The organism is Dellaglioa sp. CoH-55-MRSF-7, from assembly GCF_056782235.1.
In genome coordinates this window covers 1-21,745 of sequence record NZ_JBXAYI010000001.1, presented here as the reverse complement: position 1 = coordinate 21,745, position 21,745 = coordinate 1, and the positions used below count along the sequence as shown (strand labels likewise).

At 35.0% G+C, this 21,745-nt stretch carries 20 protein-coding genes and 1 riboswitch; of the genes, 18 read left to right on the top strand and 2 right to left on the bottom strand.

What is annotated here, in order from left to right:
- The first annotated feature begins 114 nt into the window (after positions 1–114).
- The 6 genes from cshA to AC1RPU_RS00075 all read left to right on the top strand — a co-directional run bounded on the left by cshA (position 115) and on the right by AC1RPU_RS00075 (position 4,636).
- On the top strand, positions 115–1,725 hold the full coding sequence (gene cshA, locus AC1RPU_RS00100) for a degradosome RNA helicase CshA (protein ID WP_481760860.1): 1,611 nt from the start codon (positions 115–117) through the stop codon (positions 1,723–1,725).
- A gap of 161 nt (positions 1,726–1,886) precedes the next feature.
- Positions 1,887–2,255: a holo-ACP synthase gene (acpS, locus tag AC1RPU_RS00095; protein WP_481760859.1), complete on the top strand. Its 369-nt coding sequence runs from the start codon at positions 1,887–1,889 to the stop codon at positions 2,253–2,255.
- A gap of 2 nt (positions 2,256–2,257) precedes the next feature.
- Positions 2,258–3,379, top strand: a complete 1,122-nt coding sequence (alr, locus tag AC1RPU_RS00090) for an alanine racemase (protein ID WP_481760858.1) — start codon at positions 2,258–2,260, stop codon at positions 3,377–3,379.
- A gap of 65 nt (positions 3,380–3,444) precedes the next feature.
- Entirely contained in the window at positions 3,445–3,678 is a 234-nt protein-coding gene (locus tag AC1RPU_RS00085) for a hypothetical protein (protein ID WP_481760857.1), read from the top strand.
- A gap of 14 nt (positions 3,679–3,692) precedes the next feature.
- Positions 3,693–4,064 (top strand): type II toxin-antitoxin system PemK/MazF family toxin, encoded by a 372-nt coding sequence (locus AC1RPU_RS00080; protein WP_409021588.1) that lies wholly within the window; start codon positions 3,693–3,695, stop codon positions 4,062–4,064.
- A 17-nt stretch (positions 4,065–4,081) separates the two neighbouring features.
- A riboswitch (PreQ1 riboswitch) is annotated at positions 4,082–4,126 on the top strand.
- Positions 4,127–4,135: 9 nt separating this feature from the next.
- A complete protein-coding gene (locus AC1RPU_RS00075) occupies positions 4,136–4,636 on the top strand; it encodes a QueT transporter family protein (RefSeq protein ID WP_481760856.1) in 501 nt (166 codons plus the stop codon).
- Positions 4,637–4,668: 32 nt separating this feature from the next.
- Here AC1RPU_RS00075 and cbpA read toward each other — a convergent pair whose 3' ends face one another.
- Both cbpA and AC1RPU_RS00065 read right to left on the bottom strand, forming a co-directional pair.
- On the bottom strand, positions 4,669–5,304 hold the full coding sequence (cbpA, locus tag AC1RPU_RS00070) for a cyclic di-AMP binding protein CbpA (RefSeq protein ID WP_409021586.1): 636 nt from the start codon (positions 5,302–5,304) through the stop codon (positions 4,669–4,671).
- 148 nt (positions 5,305–5,452) lie between these two features.
- The gene (locus AC1RPU_RS00065; RefSeq protein ID WP_409021585.1) at positions 5,453–6,415 is read right to left on the bottom strand and encodes an L-lactate dehydrogenase; all 963 of its coding nucleotides are present in this window, start codon (positions 6,413–6,415) and stop codon (positions 5,453–5,455) included.
- A gap of 209 nt (positions 6,416–6,624) precedes the next feature.
- On the opposite strand from AC1RPU_RS00065, the gene pth reads away from it, so the two are divergent.
- The 12 genes from pth (at position 6,625) to lysS (ending at position 21,406) form a co-directional block, all read left to right on the top strand.
- Positions 6,625–7,188: an aminoacyl-tRNA hydrolase gene (gene pth, locus AC1RPU_RS00060; protein ID WP_409021584.1), complete on the top strand. Its 564-nt coding sequence runs from the start codon at positions 6,625–6,627 to the stop codon at positions 7,186–7,188.
- Positions 7,189–7,224: 36 nt separating this feature from the next.
- Positions 7,225–10,746 carry a transcription-repair coupling factor gene (mfd, locus tag AC1RPU_RS00055; RefSeq protein WP_481760855.1) on the top strand — a complete coding sequence of 1,174 codons (3,522 nt, stop codon included), beginning with the start codon at positions 7,225–7,227 and terminating at the stop codon, positions 10,744–10,746.
- Between the two features lie 21 nt (positions 10,747–10,767).
- Complete coding sequence (locus AC1RPU_RS00050) at positions 10,768–12,336, top strand: putative polysaccharide biosynthesis protein (protein ID WP_481760854.1); 1,569 nt, start codon at positions 10,768–10,770, stop codon at positions 12,334–12,336.
- Positions 12,337–12,353: 17 nt separating this feature from the next.
- A complete protein-coding gene (locus AC1RPU_RS00045; protein ID WP_481760853.1) occupies positions 12,354–12,620 on the top strand; it encodes an RNA-binding S4 domain-containing protein in 267 nt (88 codons plus the stop codon).
- Positions 12,621–12,664: 44 nt separating this feature from the next.
- Positions 12,665–13,051, top strand: coding sequence for an FtsB family cell division protein (locus AC1RPU_RS00040; protein ID WP_481760852.1), 387 nt, complete (start codon positions 12,665–12,667; stop codon positions 13,049–13,051).
- 99 nt (positions 13,052–13,150) lie between these two features.
- On the top strand, positions 13,151–13,630 hold the full coding sequence (locus AC1RPU_RS00035; protein ID WP_481760851.1) for a S1 domain-containing RNA-binding protein: 480 nt from the start codon (positions 13,151–13,153) through the stop codon (positions 13,628–13,630).
- Positions 13,631–13,706: 76 nt separating this feature from the next.
- Positions 13,707–15,074 (top strand): tRNA lysidine(34) synthetase TilS, encoded by a 1,368-nt coding sequence (tilS, locus tag AC1RPU_RS00030; protein ID WP_481760850.1) that lies wholly within the window; start codon positions 13,707–13,709, stop codon positions 15,072–15,074.
- A 5-nt stretch (positions 15,075–15,079) separates the two neighbouring features.
- The gene (hpt, locus tag AC1RPU_RS00025) at positions 15,080–15,619 is read left to right on the top strand and encodes a hypoxanthine phosphoribosyltransferase (RefSeq protein ID WP_409021576.1); all 540 of its coding nucleotides are present in this window, start codon (positions 15,080–15,082) and stop codon (positions 15,617–15,619) included.
- Between the two features lie 93 nt (positions 15,620–15,712).
- A complete protein-coding gene (gene ftsH / locus AC1RPU_RS00020) occupies positions 15,713–17,791 on the top strand; it encodes an ATP-dependent zinc metalloprotease FtsH (protein WP_409021575.1) in 2,079 nt (692 codons plus the stop codon).
- Between the two features lie 77 nt (positions 17,792–17,868).
- On the top strand, positions 17,869–18,753 hold the full coding sequence (gene hslO / locus AC1RPU_RS00015; RefSeq protein WP_481760849.1) for an Hsp33 family molecular chaperone HslO: 885 nt from the start codon (positions 17,869–17,871) through the stop codon (positions 18,751–18,753).
- A 71-nt stretch (positions 18,754–18,824) separates the two neighbouring features.
- Positions 18,825–19,835, top strand: a complete 1,011-nt coding sequence (dusB, locus tag AC1RPU_RS00010) for a tRNA dihydrouridine synthase DusB (protein WP_481760848.1) — start codon at positions 18,825–18,827, stop codon at positions 19,833–19,835.
- 71 nt (positions 19,836–19,906) lie between these two features.
- Positions 19,907–21,406 (top strand): lysine--tRNA ligase, encoded by a 1,500-nt coding sequence (lysS, locus tag AC1RPU_RS00005; protein WP_481760847.1) that lies wholly within the window; start codon positions 19,907–19,909, stop codon positions 21,404–21,406.
- Positions 21,407–21,745 lie beyond the last annotated feature (339 nt).

Sequence of the window (21,745 nt, the reverse complement as noted above, 5' to 3'; positions counted from 1 at the left end):
TCATGAAGGGTCAGACTTAAATTAATTTAACTTTACAAGACAGTAATTGACGACGAACTCTTAACTGTGTTGTGAAGCATGTTAGTTTGCAAACACATTAGGAGGAATTTATACTTGAAATTTACAGAATTAGGACTATCCGATGAACTACTAAAGGCCGTTCAACGCAGCGGTTTTGAAGAAGCAACACCTATCCAATCTGAAACAATTCCAATGGCTTTAGAAGGAAAAGATGTTATTGGACAAGCACAAACAGGTACTGGTAAAACTGCTGCATTTGGTTTACCAATCTTAGATACAATTGATACAACAAAAGATGAAGTTCAAGCACTTATCATCTCACCAACACGTGAACTTGCTATTCAAACGCAAGAAGAACTTTACCGTTTAGGTAAAGAAAAACATGCTAAAGTTCAAGTTGTTTATGGTGGGTCTGATATTCGTCGTCAAATCAAGAGTCTTAATCGCGCACCTCAAATTTTAGTTGGAACACCAGGACGTTTATTAGATCATATTCGTCGTCGCACCGTTAAATTAGGTAATGTTAAAACTTTGGTTTTAGATGAAGCTGATGAAATGTTAGATATGGGATTCGTTGAAGATATCGAAAGCATCTTAACAACTGTTCCTGACGAACGTCAAACATTGTTATTCTCTGCAACAATGCCAACTGCTATTCGCCGTATTGGTGAAAGATTTATGACAGATCCAACTTTGGTAACTGTTAAGGCAAAAGAATTAACAACTGACTTAGTTGATCAATTCTACGTAATCTCAAAAGATTTCGAAAAATTTGATATCATGACACGTATGTATGATGCTCAAAACCCAACACAAACAATCGTGTTTGGTCGTACAAAACGTCGTGTTGACGAATTAGCTAAAGGATTTGAAATGCGCGGATACAACGCTAAAGGAATCCATGGTGATTTATCACAACAACGTCGTATGAGTATTTTACGTGAATTTAAATCAGGTAAACTTGATATTTTAGTTGCAACTGATGTTGCTGCTCGTGGTTTAGATATTTCTGGGGTTACCCATGTCTTTAACTATGATATTCCTCAAGATCCTGAAAGTTATGTCCATCGTATTGGCCGTACAGGCCGTGCCGGACATAAAGGAACTTCATTGACATTTGTTTCACCAAATGAAATGGATTACTTACGTCAAATCGAAAAATTAACTAAGAAACGTATGGTGGCTTTAACACCACCTACAGATGATGAAGCATTTGCTGGTCAAATTGAAACAGCAATCGCTGACGTTACTGCCTTAGTTAACAAAACTGATACTAAAAAATATGCAAAACAAGCTACTGAATTAATGGCTAAGTTTGAAGTTGCTGATTTAGTTGCAGCATTACTTAGTGATGTTATTAAAAATGATTCATCACAAGTACCTGTTAAGATTACACCAGAACGCCCATTACCTAGACGTAAGGGGGGTGGCGGTGGTGGCGGAAACAACCGTCGTAGCGGCAATGGCGGTGGAAATCGTCGTGGTGGCAACGGTGGTGGTTACCAAGGCAACCGTAATGGTGGCGGAAACCGTAGTAACGGTGGAAGTTCAGATCGTCGTAACGGAAGTAGCGATCGCCGTAGCAATGGTAATGGTGGCGGAGGTTACAAAGGTAACCGCTCAAGCGATAATCGTTCAAATGACAACCGTTCAAACGGAAGTAGCGCACCAAAACGTAACTTCACAATCAGAACAAAAGATTAATTTGAATATTGAAAAGAGACCTATTAATTTAGGTCTCTTTTTTTGTTTAAAATTGCTATTCTTACAATATTGATAGGTAAAATATAAACGATTTTAGTGCAGAAAATGAATAAATTTGATAAACTTAACAAGGATATCAATGAAAAGAAATAGGTGATAATATGATTTATGGAATTGGTGTTGATATTGCCGATATTGATCGAGTAGTAAAGTTGGCAAAACAACATGAAGAATTTATAACAAAGATTCTCACAACAAATGAAATTAAACAATTTGATGAATTAAAAGGTAGTCATAAAGACGAATTTATTGCTGGAAGATTTTCCGCCAAAGAGGCATACAGTAAGGCTTTTGGAACGGGAATAGGGGATAAAGTTGGCTTTTTAGATGTTGAAATATTAAATAATGAAATTGGTAAACCGATAATTACGCAGCACCCTTTTGAGGGTAATGGCTTTATTTCAATTTCTCATACGAACAATTTAGTTATGACTGAAGTTATTTTAGAAAATCAAGAAAAGGGGATGTAAAAATGGTTGTAGGTTATCATCGTCCAACCCAAATCGTGGTAGATAGGGCAGCTATTAAGGCAAATATCACAGCTGAAAAAAAGACATTAACAGATGAGACGGTTATTTTTGCTGTTGTTAAAGCTGATGCGTATGGTCATGGATTGATTGAAGTAGCTAAAGTTGCAAAAGATGCTGGTGTAAAAGGTTTTTGTGTGGCAATAATTGATGAGGCATTAGCGTTACGAGAAGCCGGGTTTGTTGAAACTATCTTGATTCTGGGATTAACGAAAGTTGAATATGCACCGTTACTGGCAAAAAGCAAAATATCTGTAACTGTTTCAGAACTTGGCTGGTTACAAGAAGCTAATAAGTTACTGAGTGAAGAAAAATTAGCGCCTTTGGCCGTTCATTTAGCATTGGATACAGGAATGGGTCGTATTGGTTTTAGAGAAGCAGAACCGTTTTTAGAGGCAATTAATTTCCTTGGAAGTCATCAAAATACATTAAACTTTGAAGGGGTTTTTACTCACTTTGCGACAGCAGACTCTCCTAATGATTCGTATTTTAAAAAACAAATGTCAAAATTTAATGAATTGATGTCAGTAGTTTCTGATAGACCTCGTTATGTACACGTTTCTAATTCTGCAACGAGCTTATGGCACTCTGCTTGCAACGGTAATATGATTCGGATGGGCATTTCAATGTATGGTTTAAATCCATCTGGTGGTGAATTAGAACTACCTTATGCGTTAAAACCAGCATTTGGATTAACATCTGAATTAAGTTATGTGAAAGAAATCCATGCAGGTGATTCAGTTGGTTACGGTATTACATATCAAGCTCAAGAAAATGAATGGGTTGGTACAGTACCAATTGGGTATGCAGATGGTATGCCCCGAAAGATGCAAGGCTTTAAACTATTAGTCGACGGTCAATTTTGCGAAATAATTGGTCGAGTTTGCATGGATCAATTAATGATTAGATTGCCACATGAAATGCCAAATGATACAAAAGTAACTCTAATAGGCCAAGATGGCGATGAAATGATTACAGCACAGGATGTTGCAACGTACGCTGAAACAATTCATTATGAAATAATCTGTGCACTTTCAGGACGAGTACCACATGTCTACCTAAATTAGTATTTATTTGCTTAGTTTGCTATGGTAAACTATCTGTAGAGTGTAATTCTATGGGGGAAGTGCAGATGGATAAAAATGAGAAAGTAGCAATGAGTCATATAGCCGATTACTGTGCATATTATTCGATTACCAATGAAGCGTTGAAGGATAGCGAAATATTTAACTCTATTTTAAGTCATAAAAAAATGATGGATGAGTTAATTGATGGCTACTCAGAAATGGGACAATTGAATAGTGAAATCTGTAATGATTTTAAAGGATCTGAAGATGAAGTGTTATTGCACCTTCAAATTATGTAGAGAGTTGGGATAAGATGGTTGAAAGTATCATACGTGGTGATATATTCTATGCAGATTTATCGCCCGTTATTGGTTCTGAACAAGGCGGTATGAGACCTGTTCTCATTATCCAAAACAATATTGGGAATCGTTATAGTCCGACAGTCATCGTTGCCGCCATTACGGCGCGCATCCAGAAGCCTAAAATGCCAACACATGTTGGACTTTTAGCAAGTAGAGATGGTATTGAAAAAGATTCAGTTATACTAATGGAGCAAATTCGCACAATTGATAAGCAACGTCTAAAAGATCGTATCACGCATGTATCGAAAAAAAGTATGCTTGAGGTTGATGATGCGCTTAGAATGAGTGTTGGACTTGTTTCAGCAATACATAAAGAAAAATAAACAGTAAAAAGACATAAAAAAACGTGGTTCGTAACCATCCCACGCTAAAAAACTAAGGGAGTCTATTAATAATGACAAAAAATAATCGTGTAAACCAGGTAATCATTAATGGTTTAATCGCTGCACTTTATATCGTATTGGCAGTTGTTCCAGGAATGGTGAACATGGCTAGTGGTGCTATTCAATTTCGACTATCAGAAGGATTGAATCACTTAGTACTTTTCAATAAGAAATATATCTGGGGTGTTTCATTAGGGGTTATCTTATTTAATCTCTTTTACAGCAGTCCGTTAGATGTTCTTTTTGGGGGCGTACAAACAATCATGGGTCTTTTAATTGTGATTTTTGTTAGTCCTAAGTTTAAGAAAATGTGGCAAAAAATGCTTTTAAATATTATGGTTTTCTCATTTACCATGTTTTTAATCGCTATTATGTTGAACATTACAGCGAGCTTACCGTTCTGGCCTACTTACGGTACAACAGCATTATCTGAATTTGTAATAATGACAATTACAGCACCAATAATGCTCGTTTTAGATCGTGCTATTCACTTTGATAAAAGAATGCATTAAAAAAACAGACCCGAAAGGGTCTGTTTTTTTGTCTAACTACGTAAATCTTCAATTTCAGAAACAATAAATTCTTTACGTCCTAAGTTATCAACAATTTTATCAACTTTTTCTTGGTTTACACCAGCTGGTAATGTGAATAATGTTCGGCGTAATAATTCGCCTTCTTTAACATCTAAAGTCATACAACTAGCAATTGATGAATATTTTGTAATGATTTTAGCCATATCAACTAAATCACCACGTTCGCCAGCTGAAATAACAGTTAAGACATAACTACCAACATCAAAATTCCATGATTGAGACAACATATCTAGAAGACGTGTATGTGTTAAAATACCCTCAAAATAGTTGTTTTCATTTAAAACAGCAATATAAGGTAAGTCTTTAATTGAAAAGAAAACGTTGAAGAAAGCTGAATCAGATGAAATAAACTTAGTCGCATTTTTAAGAAGATAAGTAACAGGAAGTGACATATCGCCACCCTGTGATTTATGACGATAAATATGCATTTTATAAATATTACCACGGAAAATTTGACCCGTTTCATCTAAGATTGGCACACAACGGAATCCAGAATTTTCTAGGACCGTAAGTGCTTCTTCAAGTGTGACACTTTCACGGACGGTTGTTAGTTCTTTTAATGGTTTAACTAAAGTATTTAATAACATATAGGCGCCTCCAAATATTAAATTTTTCTCATTTACATTTTTATAATACCATAAAAAAAGCTTTTTAACAGTAATTTGACTATTAAAATTGTATTAAAAAAGGAACGGAAGAATGTCTTCCGTTCCTTTTTTGGAAAATAATTAAAAATTATTCACCTAATGCTTTAAGACCATCATTTAATACTTGTTTCAAAGTAGCAGCTGAATCAGTCATACGTTTAGATTCAACATCACTTAAAGGTACTTCGATGATTTGTGCAAGACCTTGGCCATTAACAACACCTGGTGTACCGATATAAATATCGTTCAAACCATATTGTCCGTCCATGTATGCACTAACAGGTAATACGGCATTTTCGTCACGCAAAATTGCTTTTGAAAGACGAGCTAATGCTGTACCAATACCGTAGAATGTTGCGCCTTTTTTGTTGATAATTTCGTAAGCTTTGTTACGAACGTCATCTTCAATTTTAGCAAGTTGGTCATCAGAAATGTTGTTAGCTTTTGCCCAATCTAAGAATGGAAGACCACCAACAGTTGCAGCTGAGTAAGCAGCAAATTCTGTATCGCCATGTTCGCCCATCATGTAAGCATGGATTGAACGAGGATCTGTAATGTCAGTTAATTTGCTTAAAGCAACACGTAAACGTGAAGTATCAAGTGAAGTACCTGAACCAATAACACGATCTTTAGGGAAACCAGAGAATTTCATTGTTGCGTAAGTTAAAATATCAACTGGGTTAGCAGCAACTAAGAAAATACCTTTAAATCCAGATTCAACGATTGGAGATACGATACTTTTCAAGATGTTTAAGTTTTTGTTTACAAGGTCAAGGCGTGTTTCACCTGGTTTTTGTGGAGCACCAGCAGTGATAACGACAAGATCTGCATCTTCACAGTCAGAGTATTCTGCTGAGTAGATACGTTTAGGAAATGCGAATGGTGTTGCATCTTCTAAATCTAAAGCATCTCCGACAGTGCGATCTTTCGCAACATCGATGATACCGAATTCTTCGCCGACACCTTGGAGTGTCATTGCGAATGCGTAACTAGAACCTACGGCGCCATCGCCGACTAAGATAACTTTTTGATGATTTTCTGTTTTTGTCAAAATAATTCATCCTTTCAGAGCTATAATTATTACTGAATAATTATAACATGTTTGTTTGTGAAAAAACATACTAGATGAGAGAGTTCTTTCACAAAATTTTCATAAATCGAGTATGGTATAATAGTTGAAAGAAAAGAATAGGGTCGAAATGCTGGGTAAGTTGAATAAACTTGCCCAGATGTTTGCGTTTATTTAAAGGAGAAATTAAAATGAAAATGATAGTCGGTTTAGGAAATATTGGGCAAAAGTATGATGGAACAAGACACAATGTCGGATTCGCTACAGTAGATGTATTTGCAAAACAACATAATGCCGATTTTGGATCTAGCAAGTATGAAGCGCAAGTGGCATCGTTTAATTTAAATGGTGAAAAAATTGTCTTAGTTAAACCATCTACTTATATGAATGATTCAGGTCGAGCTGTTAGACCGTTGATGGATTTCTATAAAATTGATGTTTCAGACATCCTTATTGTGAACGATGATCTTGATTTAGAAGTTGGTCGGATTCGATTACGTCAAAAAGGATCAGCAGGCGGACATAATGGTTTGAAAAGCATTATCGCACATACAGGAACACAGGAATTTAAACGTATTAAAATTGGTATTGACCATCCAGACAAAGTTTCTGTCGTAGATTGGGTATTAACGAAATTTTCTAAAAACCAAGAAAAAGACTTAGGTGATGCAATCAATACAGCAACTTTAGCAATTGAGGATTGGTTGGAAACAGATGATTTTATGAATACGATGAACAAGTATAACCATAAATAAGAAAAAGCTGTTTAGAAAAGGGTAAAGGGTAGAATAATGAATTTAGAAGCAATGATGCAGACTGTTCCTGGTGTAGATAACTGGCTAACAAATATTGAACCTAATACAAGACAATTGTTAACTGGACTAACGGGTTCAGCTAAAACATTGATGTTAGCTACTATTTTTAAAGATAAAAAAAAATCTATGTTGGTTGTGACAGATAATTTATTTCATGCAACACAATTAAATGAAGATTTAACTAACTTTATTAATGAAGAAGATGTGCTTACATTCCCAGTTGAAGAATTATTAGCTGCAGAACTGGCAACAAGTTCACCAGAATCTAAAAGTGAACGTGTCCAAACGCTTCAGGCTCTATTAGAAGGAACACCAAAGATTGTTGTAACATCAATCTCGGGGTTACGACGTTTTCTAGCACCTGTTTCAACGTGGAAACAAGCAACATTAAACTTAGCTGTTGGAAAAGATATTGATTTGAAAGCCACGGAAACTCAACTCTTTACGATGGGCTATCAACGTCAAAAGTTGGTTGAACGTCCTGGGGATTTTGCTGTACGTGGTTCTATCTTGGATATTTACCCATTGACCGTAGAAAACCCAATTAGACTAGATTTATTTGATACGGAAATAGATTCATTACGTTATTTTGATGTGACTAATCAACGAAGCTTAGAGAATGTGGACCAGATTCAAATTATACCCGCGACAGATTTTATTGCGACTGACGCTATGCTATTGGAAGCTAGTCAAACATTAAAAAAAGCGTATGGTGTTGAATATAAGCGATTAGATAATGATGATCAAGAGCGATTAGAATCAAATATTATGCCGCTTATGAGTGATTTTGAAAAAGGACGCTTAGCTCCGGAACATTTATTATTTAGCGATATTATTTATCAAGGTAAAACAAGTCTGTTAGATTACTTGGGTAGCAATGGTTTAATTGTAATGGACGATTATCCGAGATTATTAGAAGCTGAAAAGACGCTTAAACTAGATGAAGATAACTGGATGGCAGATAAGTTAAAAACACATCAAGTTTTGTCTACAAGTGTTTTTGGATTTGAATTACGAGATTTATTGAAAAATGAATCGCATGCTGAATTATTTCTGGCTCATTTTCAAAAAGGAATGGGTCACCTCAAATTTAATCAATTGATTGATGTACCAGGACATGCCATGCAACAATTTTTTAGCCAAATGCCATTACTTAAAACAGAAATGGATCGTTGGTTAAAAAAGAAACAGACTATTATTGTTATGGTTCAAGATAAAGAGCGACTTGATAAAGTCTCACAAACCTTGGATGATTTTGAGATTCCTTCTATCATGACGACTTTGGATAGCCTACAGTTAGGAAAAGTTCAGGTAGTAGAAGGTAACTTACAAGCTGGATTTGAATTGCCAATGGCAAACTTAGTTGTTGTGACAGAACATGAAATGTTTAACAAAGTCACTAAAAAACGTCCAAAACGCCAAACATTAGCGAATGCAGAACGCCTTAAAAGTTATCAAGATTTGAAACCAGGAGACTATGTGGTCCATGTTAATCATGGTATTGGACAGTTTATTGGAATGGAAACATTAGAAGTCGATGGTAAACATCAAGATTATATGACAATTTCTTATCGGGATGAAGCTAAATTATTTATTCCAGTAACCCAATTAAACATGGTTCAAAAGTATGTTTCTTCTGAATCTAAGTCACCTAGAATTAACAAATTGGGTGGTACTGAATGGACCAAAACGAAAAATAAAGTTGCTGCTAAAATTGAAGATATTGCTGATGATTTAGTTGCATTGTATGCTGAACGTGAAGCAGAAGTTGGATTTCAATTTTCAAAGGACAACGATTATCAGATGGAATTTGAAAATGCATTTCCATACTCTGAAACTGAAGATCAAATTAGAAGTTCAAATGAAATTAAGCACGATATGGAACAAAAGAAACCAATGGATCGTTTATTGATTGGTGATGTAGGTTTTGGGAAAACAGAAGTCGCGTTACGTGCCGCTTTTAAAGCCATTCAAGATAATAAACAGGTTGCTTTATTAGTGCCTACAACGGTGTTAGCGCAACAACATTACGAAACAATGATTAATCGATTCGAAGGATTTCCAGTTGAAATTGGGATTTTATCTCGTTTTAGAACAAAGAAACAACTTAAAGAAACAACTGATAAAATGGCTAGTGGTGCATTAGATATTGTCGTTGGGACACATCGAATTTTATCGAAAGATATTCAATTTGCTGATTTAGGATTGTTAATTGTTGATGAAGAGCAACGGTTTGGTGTGAAACATAAAGAACGACTCAAAGAGTTTAAGTCACAAGTGGACGTCTTAACGTTAACGGCAACGCCAATCCCAAGGACACTTAATATGTCGATGCTTGGGGTTCGCGATTTATCAGTAATTGAAACGGCACCATTGAACCGTTACCCAATTCAAACTTATGTAATGGAACAAAATGGTGGAACTATTCGAGATGGAATACAACGTGAACTTCAACGTGGTGGACAAGTTTTTTATTTGCATAATCGAGTTGAAGATATTGAAAAAGTAGTTTCAGAAATTGAGATTATGGTTCCTGAAGCTAGTGTCGCGTATATCCATGGTCAAATGACTGAAAATCAATTAGAAAATGTCTTGTATGATTTCATTCAAGGTGTCTATGATGTGTTGGTAACAACGACAATTATTGAAACGGGCGTAGATATTTCTAATGCTAATACATTATTTGTCGAAAATGCTGACCACATGGGATTGGCGCAACTTTACCAGTTACGTGGTCGTGTTGGTCGTAGTAGTCGAATTGCGTATGCCTACTTTATGTATAAACCTAATAAGGTTTTGACTGAAGTGAGCGAAAAACGCTTAGAAGCAATCAAAGACTTCACCGAATTGGGTTCTGGATTTAAAATTGCTATGCGAGATTTATCTATTCGTGGAGCAGGAAATCTATTGGGCCGACAACAACATGGTTTCATTGATTCTGTTGGATATGATTTATATACACAGATGTTGACAGAAGCTGTGAATAAAAAACAAGGTAAAAAAGCTGAGCCTAAATCAGATTCTGAAATTGACATTAATATTGAAGCTTATTTACCATCATCTTACATTGATGATCAGCGTCAAAAAATTGAAATTTATAAACGTATTCGACAGCTTGATAATTATGATCAATATTTGGAAGTACAAGGTGATTTAATTGATCGTTTCGGCGAATTTCCAACTGAAGTGAATAACTTAATGGAAATTGGCTTACTTAAATTATTTGCCGATAAGGCATTAGTTGATAAAATTAAAAAAGATAAAGACCAGTTAATTGTTTCTGTTTCAGAAAAAGGAACGACATTGCTGGGTACGGAAGCAATTTTCATGGCATTATCAGCAACAAAATTAAAAGCGTCATTAAAAACTCAGGGCAAACAAATGCGTGTGATTTTAGTGATTCAACCTAAGATGACTGAGACTGACTGGTTGATTGAATTACAAAACTTTATTCAAGCGTTAAGCGAATCCGTTGGGTCAGTGACTGCAGCTAACTAATAAAAAAGGAATCGAAATGATATGGGAAATAAGCAACTTAGACATTTAATGCGTGGTGCAATGATTCTATCGATTGCCTCACTAATTGCCAAGATTTTGAGTGCCATTTACCGAGTGCCATTCCAAAATTTAGTCGGAGATACGGGCTTCTATATTTATCAGCAAGTTTATCCTATTTATGGGATAGGGATGACTTTTGCTTTGACTGGATTTCCCGTCTACATTAGTAAGTTAATTGCTGAAGAGCCTTCGAAAGAAGATAAAATAAAATTGTCTCATGATATATTTATTGTTTTAAGTATATTTAGTTTAGTTATCTTTTCTGGCTTACAATTAGGAGCTTCATGGATTGCGACAGCTATGGGTGATGGACAGTTAGCAGGCTTAATTAAAAGTGTTTCATTTATGTTCTTATTTTTACCTGTTTTAGCAGTGGGACGTGGTTATTATCAAGGTATTTTTGAAATGAACAAAACTGCTGTCTCCCAAGTTGTTGAACAACTATTACGTGTTGGACTCATTATTTTAGCGGCATACATTGCGGTTGAAAATAATATGTCATTATATTCGATGGGAGCATGGGCAATGTTTGGGGCAACTATTGGTGCTATTGGCGCAAGTGTTTCTTTTATTCACTTTTACAGGGTTGAATTTAGGAAGACTAGGCTTCAAACAAACTGGCAAAGATTACTGATAACCTCTAAAAAATTATTTTCGGAGGGTCTTATCATCTGTCTATTTGCAGCAATGATGGTGCTATTACAATTAGTTGATTCATTCACAGTGAAAAACGGATTAGTGCACTTTGGTTATTCAAATAATATTGCAAAATCGTTAAAAGGAGTCTATGACCGTGCACAGCCTTTAGTACAACTTGGACTAGTTATTTCTGTTGGGTTCTCTTCGATGTTATTGCCATCTCTGGCTTCGGCCCGTCGTGAAAACCGAAAAAAGGATTTTCAACGATATGCTGGGATGTTAGTGCACATAACGGTGGCGTTATCGATGGCGGCAACCATCGGACTGATTGCTGTTATGCCACTTGTTAACCAATCTTTATTTGGGGATCAACTTCAAAATGGTACATTATCGGTTTATATGTTTAGTATTTTCTTAGCAGCAGTTATTGGAACATACAACAGCGTCCTACAGAGTCTGGGATTGTATCGTACGTCAGTCATTGCTTTGATTATCGGATTGTTACTTAAAATGAGTATTAATTTTTACCTAGTTTCTATATTAGGAACAGTTGGAGCAAGTATTGCGACAATCTTAAGTTTATTACTTGTATTAATTGCCATGTGGGTTATGTCACCCAGTGAGATTAGACAGTTACTAATTGATCCCAAATTTATGATGAAATTAACTTTAATTTGTGTAATTATGGGAATTGTGGTTTATTTATTAGATAATCAGTTAATTAATTGGACGAATGACAAGCGATTGTTGAGTGGCATTATAGCGCTCGTTTCTGGATCTATTGGTGCTGGAATATTTGGTGGTTTAGCAGTTAAATGGGAATTATTTTCGATTCGAGAATGGCTAAGCTTTCCATTTGGAAAACGTATTTTAAAAAAATTTATAAGATAAATAAAGGGGATTAACTAATGAGATTAGATAAATTTTTAAAAGTGTCACGTATTATTAAACGTCGTACAGTTGCAAAAGAAATTGCAGATAAGGGTCGAATTATGATTAATGATAAAATGGCAAAATCTTCAACAGATGTTGTTGTTGGGGATGAGTTAACAATCCAATTTGGTAATAAAACGCTGACTGTTCGAGTTATGGCGCTTAAAGAAACAACGAAAAAAGCAGAATCAATTGATTTATATGAAGTTGTTTCTGAAGTTTATACAGAAGAAAGTCGATAATTATCGATTTTTAATTGGAGTCCTTTATTGGGTTAGGAGACAAGATGGCCGATAATAAATCGAAAATTAAATTTTTAGATAATGATTTTATGAAAGCTAATAAAACAGAAAGAAAAAAAGATCAACGATTGGTAACTATTCACCGCCGCCGTATGATTGGATTAGGAGCTGTTTTAATAATTATAATCATTTTCTTTAGCGTACAGTTAATTTCAACCAAGCTTAAGGTTGCACATTATAAGCAAGAAACAGCAGTTGAACAAACGAAATTAAAAAAAGCTAAAGCAAATCAAAAAGATCTTAAATTTCAAATTAAACAATTAAATGATAACGATTATTTATTAAAATTAATTCGTGAAAAATATTATTTCTCTAAAAAAGGTGAAACTGTCTATAGTTTTCCTAGTGATAAAGCAAATTTAAAAAACTAATCAATCAGGGATAGAATTACCCGTGATTTAACTTTGTATCAAGGTTTATAGCGTGGTATACTAGTATGGTATATATATCTAAGGAGGAACAACTTTTTTATGTCTATTGAAGTCGGAGAGAAAGTTTCAGGTAAAGTTTCAGGAATTACAAATTTCGGTGCATTTATTGATTTGGGTGACAGAAAAACAGGATTAGTACATATTAGTGAAGTTTCTGATGGATTCATCAAAGATATTCATGATGCACTAACTGTTGGGGATGAAGTCACAGTTAAAGTTTTATCCATTGGCGACGATGGTAAGATAAGTTTATCAATACGAAAAGCTGTTGATAAGCCTCAAGTAACAGAAACAAAATCTCGTCCACAGAAAACATTTAATAAAGATACTCGCGCATCGACTGGTTCTCGTCCATCAAATGGTGGTAAGAATCGCTATCAGACTAAAAAAGTTGAACCTCAAAAAGATGACTTCGATTCATTGTTGTCAGGCTTTTTGAAAGATAGTGAAGATCGGTTAGTTTCATTAAAGAGAAGTACTGAAGGTAAGCGCGGTGGCCGTGGTGGCCGACGTAATTAATAACGAATTTTAAAGATGAGTGGTTGAAATGAAAATTTTAAACCACTCTTTTTTTAATGAAAAAAGGAGAAAAGTTTTGCTGAATACAAGATTTGAGGCTCAATATCGGCTACTTGGTAGTCCTGAAAAAATTCTGGTTGCTGTTTCAACAGGTGTTGATTCAATGGTCCTCATGGATTTGTTGCAACGATTACCAGATGAAATCCGGCCTGAGATAGGCGTTGCCTACATTGACCATCAATTAAGAGAGCAGAGCCGTATTGAAACTGAGTTCATCGAAAAGTATTGTCTAGATCATCAATTTAAATTATATAAAAAAGTTTGGCCAGTACATGAACATGGATTAAATGGTATTGAAAATGCAGCGCGCAAAATGAGATATGATTTTTTTGAGCAAATAATGGTATCAGAAACTTATGCAACGTTAATGACAGCGCATCAAGCAGATGACCAGCTCGAAACACTTGTTATGAAAGGAATTCGTGGCGGAGATATCAGACAGTTAACGGGTATCAGTCAAACTAGATCATTTGGACCAGGGATGTTAGTTAGACCGTTACTTTTGTTCACAAAACAGGCTATTCGGCAGTACGCAAAGCATGAAAACATTGTTTTTTTTGAAGATGAAACGAATCAATTAAGTGATTTTTTTAGAAATCGAGTTAGAAAAGAAATTATACCGAAAATGCTTGAAAATAATAAACAAGTAATTAAGCATGCACAAAGTTATGCAGATCAGTTAACGAACCTATTAGATTTAGCAGATGAAGCAATTAGTGAAAAAATAAAAGAAATCAAATATGCTTCAGGATTTAAAATAAAAATGTGGACCACGTTGGAAACAAGGTGGCAAAAGCCGATATTGAAAAAAATCGCTGAAGAACATGGTGTTTTCTTAAAAGAAGACCAAATACAGCAAATTAGCCAGTTACTGCTGAATGAAAAAAAACCACAGGGTGAACTTAATTTAGGTGATGATCAATTATTTGTTAAAAAATATGAGTACATGGATTTCATTCAAAAAGAGAAAATAATTGAAAGTACTTCTGAAAAAATAATACTCGGTATGAATTCATGGGTTAATTTAAATAATAATGAAAAAATTGGCGTATTTAAAGCTGAAGAGATTAATCTAGATGAAGTAACTATAAAAGATTATATGATGGTTGATCACTCTATTGTTGAAGAGGGGCTTAGCTTGAGACATCGGTTGCCAGGCGATTATATCGACATAGGAAATAGTGCAAAACAAAAAATAAAAAAAATATTTATTGATCAAAAAATAAGTAGTAATGACCGTAATCAGGCTTGGGTATTAGAAACTAATACTAAGCGAATCATTTGGTTAATAAATTATAAAAAATCTCAATTGTCAGACACCGTTGAAACTGATAAAATACAAGACATAATCGTTTTAAAAAAACAAGGTCAGGGAAGAGGCTAAAGTGTATGGATGAAGATATCAAAAAAGTTCTTTACAGTGAGCAAGAAATTCAAGATGTTACTCGGCGATTAGGAAAACAGATTACCGCTGATTATCAAGGCAAAAATCCATTGCTTGTTTGTATATTAAAGGGCGCCTATCTTTTTATGGCTGACATTGCTAAAAATGTTGCAGATTATGCAGAAGTTGATTTTATGAATGTTTCGAGCTATGGGGATGGTACCGTATCAACTGGTGAGATTAAGATTATCAAAGATTTAGATATTGATGTTAAAGGCAGAGATGTGATTATTGTTGAAGATATCGTGGATACAGGACAAACTTTAGCTTACTTAATCGATCTGTTTAACAATAGAAATGTAAAATCTGTTAAGGTTTGTTCGTTGTTGGACAAACCAGAAGGTCGTAAAGTGACTGTTAACGTTGATTATGCAGGATTTGAAGTTCCAAATGAATTTGTAGTTGGTTATGGATTAGATTATGCTGAAAAATATAGGAACTTACCATATATTGGCGTCTTGAAACCTGAAATTTATACAGAGTAAAATAATGGTCAAAGAATGTCAATTGTGATATAGTGTATCCTATTCAAACGATAGTTGAAATAAAAATAAAGAAAAACGGGCAGGAGAGTAGATATGAAAAACAATCCTAAAAATGGACTTTTTAAAAATAGTTTATTTTACATAGTTATCATGCTTGGGATAATGGGTGTAATGTACTTCTTTTTTGATGGAAACAGCAAAACGGAAACACAAGAAATTCAATCAAGTGAATTTGTCTCAAAATTACAATCAAACCAAGTGAAATCATTTGATATTCAACCATCAGGTGGTGTCTACAAAATAACAGGGACTTATAAGAAAGCTCAAACAGAAAAGAGCAAGGATACTGGGTTCTCATTAATTCCAGCTTCAAAGAAAACAACAAAAGTTAAAAACTTTACGTCAACAGTTATTCAAAATGATTCAAATATGGCACAAATTTTGAAATCATCTGAAGCAACAAAGACAAAAATGGATACAAAAGAAGAACAATCAGATAGTATCTGGTTGCAATTAGCAATTACGGTTATTCCACTTGTATTAATGGTCGGCTTTTTCTATCTTATGATGGGACAAGCAGGACAAGGTGGCGGTGGTGGCGGTAAGGTGATGAACTTTGGTAAATCAAAAACAAAACCTTCCGAGAAAAAAGATAATAAAGTTCGTTTTGCTGATGTTGCCGGTGCAGAAGAAGAAAAGCAAGAACTTGTTGAAGTTGTTGAATTCTTAAAATCACCACGCAAATTTGCTGATTTAGGCGCTCGAATCCCATCAGGTGTTCTCCTAGAGGGACCTCCTGGTACTGGTAAAACTTTACTCGCAAAAGCAGTAGCTGGTGAAGCTGAAGTACCATTTTATTCAATTTCCGGTTCTGATTTCGTAGAAATGTTTGTCGGTGTTGGGGCAAGTCGTGTACGTGATTTGTTCGAAAATGCTAAGAAAACTGCACCATCAATTATCTTTATTGATGAAATTGATGCTGTCGGACGTCGTCGTGGCTCTGGTACAGGTGGCGGTAATGATGAACGTGAACAAACATTGAACCAATTACTTGTTGAAATGGATGGATTTACGGGTACAGAAGGTGTGATTGTAATTGCAGCTACTAACCGTTCGGATGTTCTGGATCCAGCACTTTTACGTCCTGGTCGTTTTGATCGTAAAGTTTTAGTAGGTCGCCCAGATGTTAAGGGTCGTGAGGCTATTCTTAATGTTCATGCAAAAAACAAACCGTTAGCATCTGATGTTGATTTAAAAGTTATTGCTAAGCAGACACCTGGATTTGTTGGTGCTGATTTAGAAAATCTTTTAAATGAAGCTGCATTATTAGCTGCTCGTCGTAATAAATCAAAAATTGATGCAAGCGATATGGATGAAGCTGAGGATCGTGTTATTGCGGGACCAGCAAAACGTGATCGTACGATTAATGAAAAAGAACGTCAAACAGTTGCATTCCATGAAGCCGGACATACAATTGTTGGATTAGTCCTAAATGATGCTAGAGTTGTTCACAAAGTAACAATTGTCCCTCGAGGTCGTGCTGGCGGTTACGCAATCATGTTACCAAAAGAAGATCAAATGTTATTGTCTAAAAAAGATATGAGTGAACAAATTGCTGGATTAATGGGTGGACGTGCAGCTGAAGAAATTGTTTACAATGAACAATCTTCAGGCGCATCAAACGATTTCCAACAAGCAACACAAATGGCTCGCTCAATGGTTACTGAATATGGAATGAGTGAAAAACTCGGACCTGTTCAATTAGAAGGCAATAGCCAAATGTTCGCTGGTGGTTCAGGTCAACCAAGTGCTGCTTACTCAAGCAATACGGCTGACATTATTGATTCTGAGGTTCGTCGTCTATCTGAAGAAGGTATGAAACTTGCTAAAGAAATTATTGAAGCACATAGAGAACAGCATAAATTGATTGCTGATAAGTTATTAGAATTTGAAACACTTGATGAAAAAGAAATTTTAAGCTTGTTCGAAGATGGCAAAATGCCAGAAAAAGACGATGCAAATGAATTTCCGAGTGAAAAAGATGGTTCTTTTGAAGCAACAAAAAAAGAATTAGAACGTAAAGATGCAAAAAAAATAGCTGAAGAAACAGATGAAGTTGATTTATCTAAAACGGTTGTTTTTTACCCCAAAGTGAATAAAGACGATAAATAATCGTTACTTAAGAACTCCGATGGATTATCTATCGGAGTTCTTGTTGGTCTAAAATGAATTATTTAAGGAGAAAACGAATGAAAGATTATCTTGTAAAAAGTTTGGCCTTTGACGGTAAATTAAGAGTATATGCTGTTACTGCGACAAATACGGTTGCTGAAGCACAAAGGAGACATGACACATGGAGCGCAGCATCAGCTGCACTTGGGCGGAGCCTAATAGGAACATTATTACTAAGTACATCTACATTGTCAGCCGATGAAAAAATGACCGTTAAAATTAATGGTGATGGGCCAGTTGGTGCTATCGTAATTGATGGTAACGCTGATGGAACAGTTAAAGGATATCTGAGTGAACCCCACGTTCATTTACCATTAAATGAAAAAAATAAAATTGATGTTAAAGGTGCCGTTGGAACAACTGGATCAATGGCAGTAACAAAAGATATGGGTATGAAGGAACCGTTTACGGGACAAGTCCCATTGGTTTCAGGTGAACTTGGCGAAGACTTTACTTACTATTTAGCTAAATCAGAGCAGATTCCATCATCAGTTGGATTATCTGTATTTGTGAACACGGACAATACAATCGAAGTGGCCGGTGGGTTTATGATTCAAGTAATGCCTGGCGCAACTGATGAAGTTATCGATAATTTAGAAAAAAAATTAGCAGAAATGCCTATGATTTCAGAATTGCTAAGAGATGGTAAAACGCCAGAAGATATTATATATCTGATGTTTGGTAAAGAAAATGTTAATATCTTGGATACAATGCCAGTTGCGTTCGAATGTGATTGTTCAAAAGATAAATTTTACGGTTCATTAGCTAGTTTGCCAAAAAGCGATATCACTGAAATGATCGAATTGGATCATGGTGCCGAAGCTGTTTGTCGTTTTTGTGGAAATCGATATCAATATTCTGAAAATGAATTAATGAAATTATTAGAGGGTTCAGCTAAATAAATTTTATCAATATATGATTTGTGTTATGATACTAAACAATAGTAAGTGTAAAAAACGATGAGGTGAATAGAATGGAATGGAAAATTGGCGATATATTAATTCCTAATCAAGTAGTTGTTGCACCTATGGCAGGTGTAACAAATGCGGCATTCAGAATGATTTGTAAGGATTTTGGTGCTGGATTAGTAGTTTGTGAAATGATTTCTGATAAAGGAATCCAATTTAGAAATAAAAAAACGTTGAGCATGTTGTTTGTAGATCCAAGAGAACATCCAGTTAGCGTTCAAATTTTTGGCGGAGATAAGGAAACATTGGTTGCTGCTGCTAAGTTTGTTGAAGAACACACGTCAGCCGACATAGTCGATATTAATATGGGTTGCCCTGTACCTAAAGTAACAAAAACAGACGCAGGCGCACGTTGGTTGCTTGATCCAGATAAAGTATACGAAATGGTTGATGCGGTTACTAATGAGCTGTCAATTCCGGTAACAGTTAAAATGAGAACAGGCTGGGACGAAGATCATATTTTAGCAGTTGAAAATGCCTTAGCTGCTGAACAAGGTGGTGCAGCTGCACTTGCAATGCACGGAAGAACACGTTTCCAGTTGTATAATGGTAAAGCAGATTGGAATATTTTACATGAAGTTAAAAGTAATTTAAAAACAATTCCTTTTATGGGTAATGGTGATATTAAAACGCCACAAGATGCAAAGAAGATGTTAGATGAAGTCGGTGCCGACGCTGTTATGATAGGCCGTGCTGCATTAGGAAATCCGTGGATGATTAGGCAGACAGCAACGTACCTTGAAACAGGTGAACTCATTGCTGAACCTTCAGCATCTGATAAAATTTTAGTTGCTAAAGAACACTTGCACGCACTTTGCCAGATAAAGGGTGAGGTTATTGGACCTAAAGAATTCAGAAGTCAAGCAGCATACTACTTAAAAGGTATTTCGCGTTCAGCTCGTGCTAAAGCAGCATTGAATGAAGCAAATTCAGAAGCTACTATGATAACGATATTTGATAAATTTTTAGAAGATACAAAAGAACGTGAATTCAAATTAATGCAAAAAGAAGCATAGAATTAGTTGCATTTTATTGGGTTAATTGGCATGATAGTAAGTGAAATATGTAATTAAGTGAGGGATATAATATGGTAAAGCAAGAACAAAGTATGAATGATCAATTAAAGGTACGTCGTGAAAAAGTTGTTGAACTTCGCGAAGCAGGGGTCGATCCATTTGGACACCGCTTTGAACGTAAAGACATGACTAAAGCATTACATGATAAGTATGATGCATTAACTAAAGAAGAACTTGATGGTATGGATATCCAAGCTACTATCGCAGGTAGATTAATGTCTAAACGTGGTAAAGGTAAAGTGAGTTTCGCTGATATTCAGGATAAAGATGGACGTTTACAATTATATGTCCGTAAAGATGTTGTAGGTGAAGATACATATCATATCTTTAAACGTTCAGATATTGGTGATTTTGTTGGTATAACAGGTGATGTTATGAAAACAGATATGGGTGAATTAACGATTCGCCCAACAGAAGTTACTTTCCTATCAAAAGCATTACGACCATTACCAGATAAATTTCATGGTTTGCAAAATGTAGAACAAATCTATAGACAAAGATATCTTGATTTAATCACAAATCGTGAAAGCTTTGATCGATTTATGAAACGTAGTCAAATTATTTCAGCTGTAAGACGTTATTTAGATGGTAATGGATATATTGAGGTTGAAACGCCAGTACTGCATAACCAAGCAGGTGGAGCATCAGCTAAACCATTTACAACACATCATAATGCGTTAGATATTGAACTATACTTGAGAATTGCACTAGAATTACATTTAAAACGACTTATCGTTGGTGGAATGGAAAAAGTATACGAAATTGGTCGAGTGTTCCGTAATGAAGGAATTGATACAAAACATAATCCTGAGTTTACAATGCTTGAAACGTACGTTGCATACTATGACTTCCATGATGTAATGGATGAAACTGAAGGCATTTTTAAAGCAGTCGCAGATGTAATTTCAAATGACGGAATTATTGAATATGATGGAAAAAAAGTAGATTTTAATAAAAAATTTGCAAGAGTTCATATGGTAGATGCTATTAAGTCCGTAACTGGAGTGGATTTTTGGAAAGAAATGTCAGTTGAAGAAGCACAAAAATTGGCAGATGAACATCATGTTAAATATGAAACATATTGGAAAGTTGGCCATATCATTAATGAATTTTTCGAAAAATTTGTTGAAGATACAATTGTTGATCCTACTTTTGTTTATGGACATCCTTTAGAAATTTCGCCTTTAGCAAAGAAAAATGAAGATGATCCAAGATTTACGGATCGTTTTGAAATGTATATTTTAGGTACAGAATATGCTAATGCATTTACTGAGTTAAATGACCCCATTGATCAAAGAGAGCGATTTGAGTCCCAAGTTGAAGAACGTGAAGATGGTAACGATGAAGCGGAAGGAATCGATGAAGATTTCATTGAAGCACTCGAATATGGTATGCCACCAACAGGTGGTTTAGGAATTGGAATAGATAGGTTGGTTATGTTAATGACTGATGCACAATCTATCAGAGATGTGTTATTATTTCCAACTATGAGACCAGATGATAATCAATAAATATTTTTAAATTATTTTATAGGATTATTTTTGATGAATAATATTATATGAGAGTATTGTCGCTATGTGACAATACTCTTTTTTTACTTTTATTTCAGCAGTAAAAGTAATAATAAAACACGATGTACACGTTTACATTCATTGATTTAGATTTAATTTAAATAAAGGCTTGACGAAGGTGATTATTCTTGGTAAAGTAATAAACGTTGCTTCAGTAGTAAACAACTAATTCAAATGTGACCAGTTAATTAATTAAAAAAGTTCTTGACAATTAACGAAATCCTTGATATGATATAAAAGTTGTCAAAAGCAACCAAGTAGATCTTTGAAAACTGAACA

Bases quoted from the DNA above. Each gene is read 5' to 3' on its own strand.
- ftsH (WP_409021575.1), top strand. From the start codon at position 15,713: ATGAAAAACAATCCTAAAAATGGACTTTTTAAAAATAGTTTATTTTAC.
- dusB (WP_481760848.1), top strand. From the start codon at position 18,825: ATGGAATGGAAAATTGGCGATATATTAATTCCTAATCAAGTAGTTGTT.
- AC1RPU_RS00080 (WP_409021588.1), top strand. From the start codon at position 3,693: ATGGTTGAAAGTATCATACGTGGTGATATATTCTATGCAGATTTATCG.
- alr (WP_481760858.1), top strand. From the start codon at position 2,258: ATGGTTGTAGGTTATCATCGTCCAACCCAAATCGTGGTAGATAGGGCA.
- AC1RPU_RS00075 (WP_481760856.1), top strand. From the start codon at position 4,136: ATGACAAAAAATAATCGTGTAAACCAGGTAATCATTAATGGTTTAATC.
- hpt (WP_409021576.1), top strand. From the start codon at position 15,080: ATGGATGAAGATATCAAAAAAGTTCTTTACAGTGAGCAAGAAATTCAA.
- AC1RPU_RS00085 (WP_481760857.1), top strand. From the start codon at position 3,445: ATGGATAAAAATGAGAAAGTAGCAATGAGTCATATAGCCGATTACTGT.
- AC1RPU_RS00035 (WP_481760851.1), top strand. From the start codon at position 13,151: ATGTCTATTGAAGTCGGAGAGAAAGTTTCAGGTAAAGTTTCAGGAATT.
- hslO (WP_481760849.1), top strand. From the start codon at position 17,869: ATGAAAGATTATCTTGTAAAAAGTTTGGCCTTTGACGGTAAATTAAGA.
- mfd (WP_481760855.1), top strand. From the start codon at position 7,225: ATGAATTTAGAAGCAATGATGCAGACTGTTCCTGGTGTAGATAACTGG.
- AC1RPU_RS00045 (WP_481760853.1), top strand. From the start codon at position 12,354: ATGAGATTAGATAAATTTTTAAAAGTGTCACGTATTATTAAACGTCGT.
- lysS (WP_481760847.1), top strand. From the start codon at position 19,907: ATGGTAAAGCAAGAACAAAGTATGAATGATCAATTAAAGGTACGTCGT.
- pth (WP_409021584.1), top strand. From the start codon at position 6,625: ATGAAAATGATAGTCGGTTTAGGAAATATTGGGCAAAAGTATGATGGA.
- AC1RPU_RS00050 (WP_481760854.1), top strand. From the start codon at position 10,768: ATGGGAAATAAGCAACTTAGACATTTAATGCGTGGTGCAATGATTCTA.
- cbpA (WP_409021586.1), bottom strand. From the start codon at position 5,304: ATGTTATTAAATACTTTAGTTAAACCATTAAAAGAACTAACAACCGTC.
- AC1RPU_RS00040 (WP_481760852.1), top strand. From the start codon at position 12,665: ATGGCCGATAATAAATCGAAAATTAAATTTTTAGATAATGATTTTATG.
- acpS (WP_481760859.1), top strand. From the start codon at position 1,887: ATGATTTATGGAATTGGTGTTGATATTGCCGATATTGATCGAGTAGTA.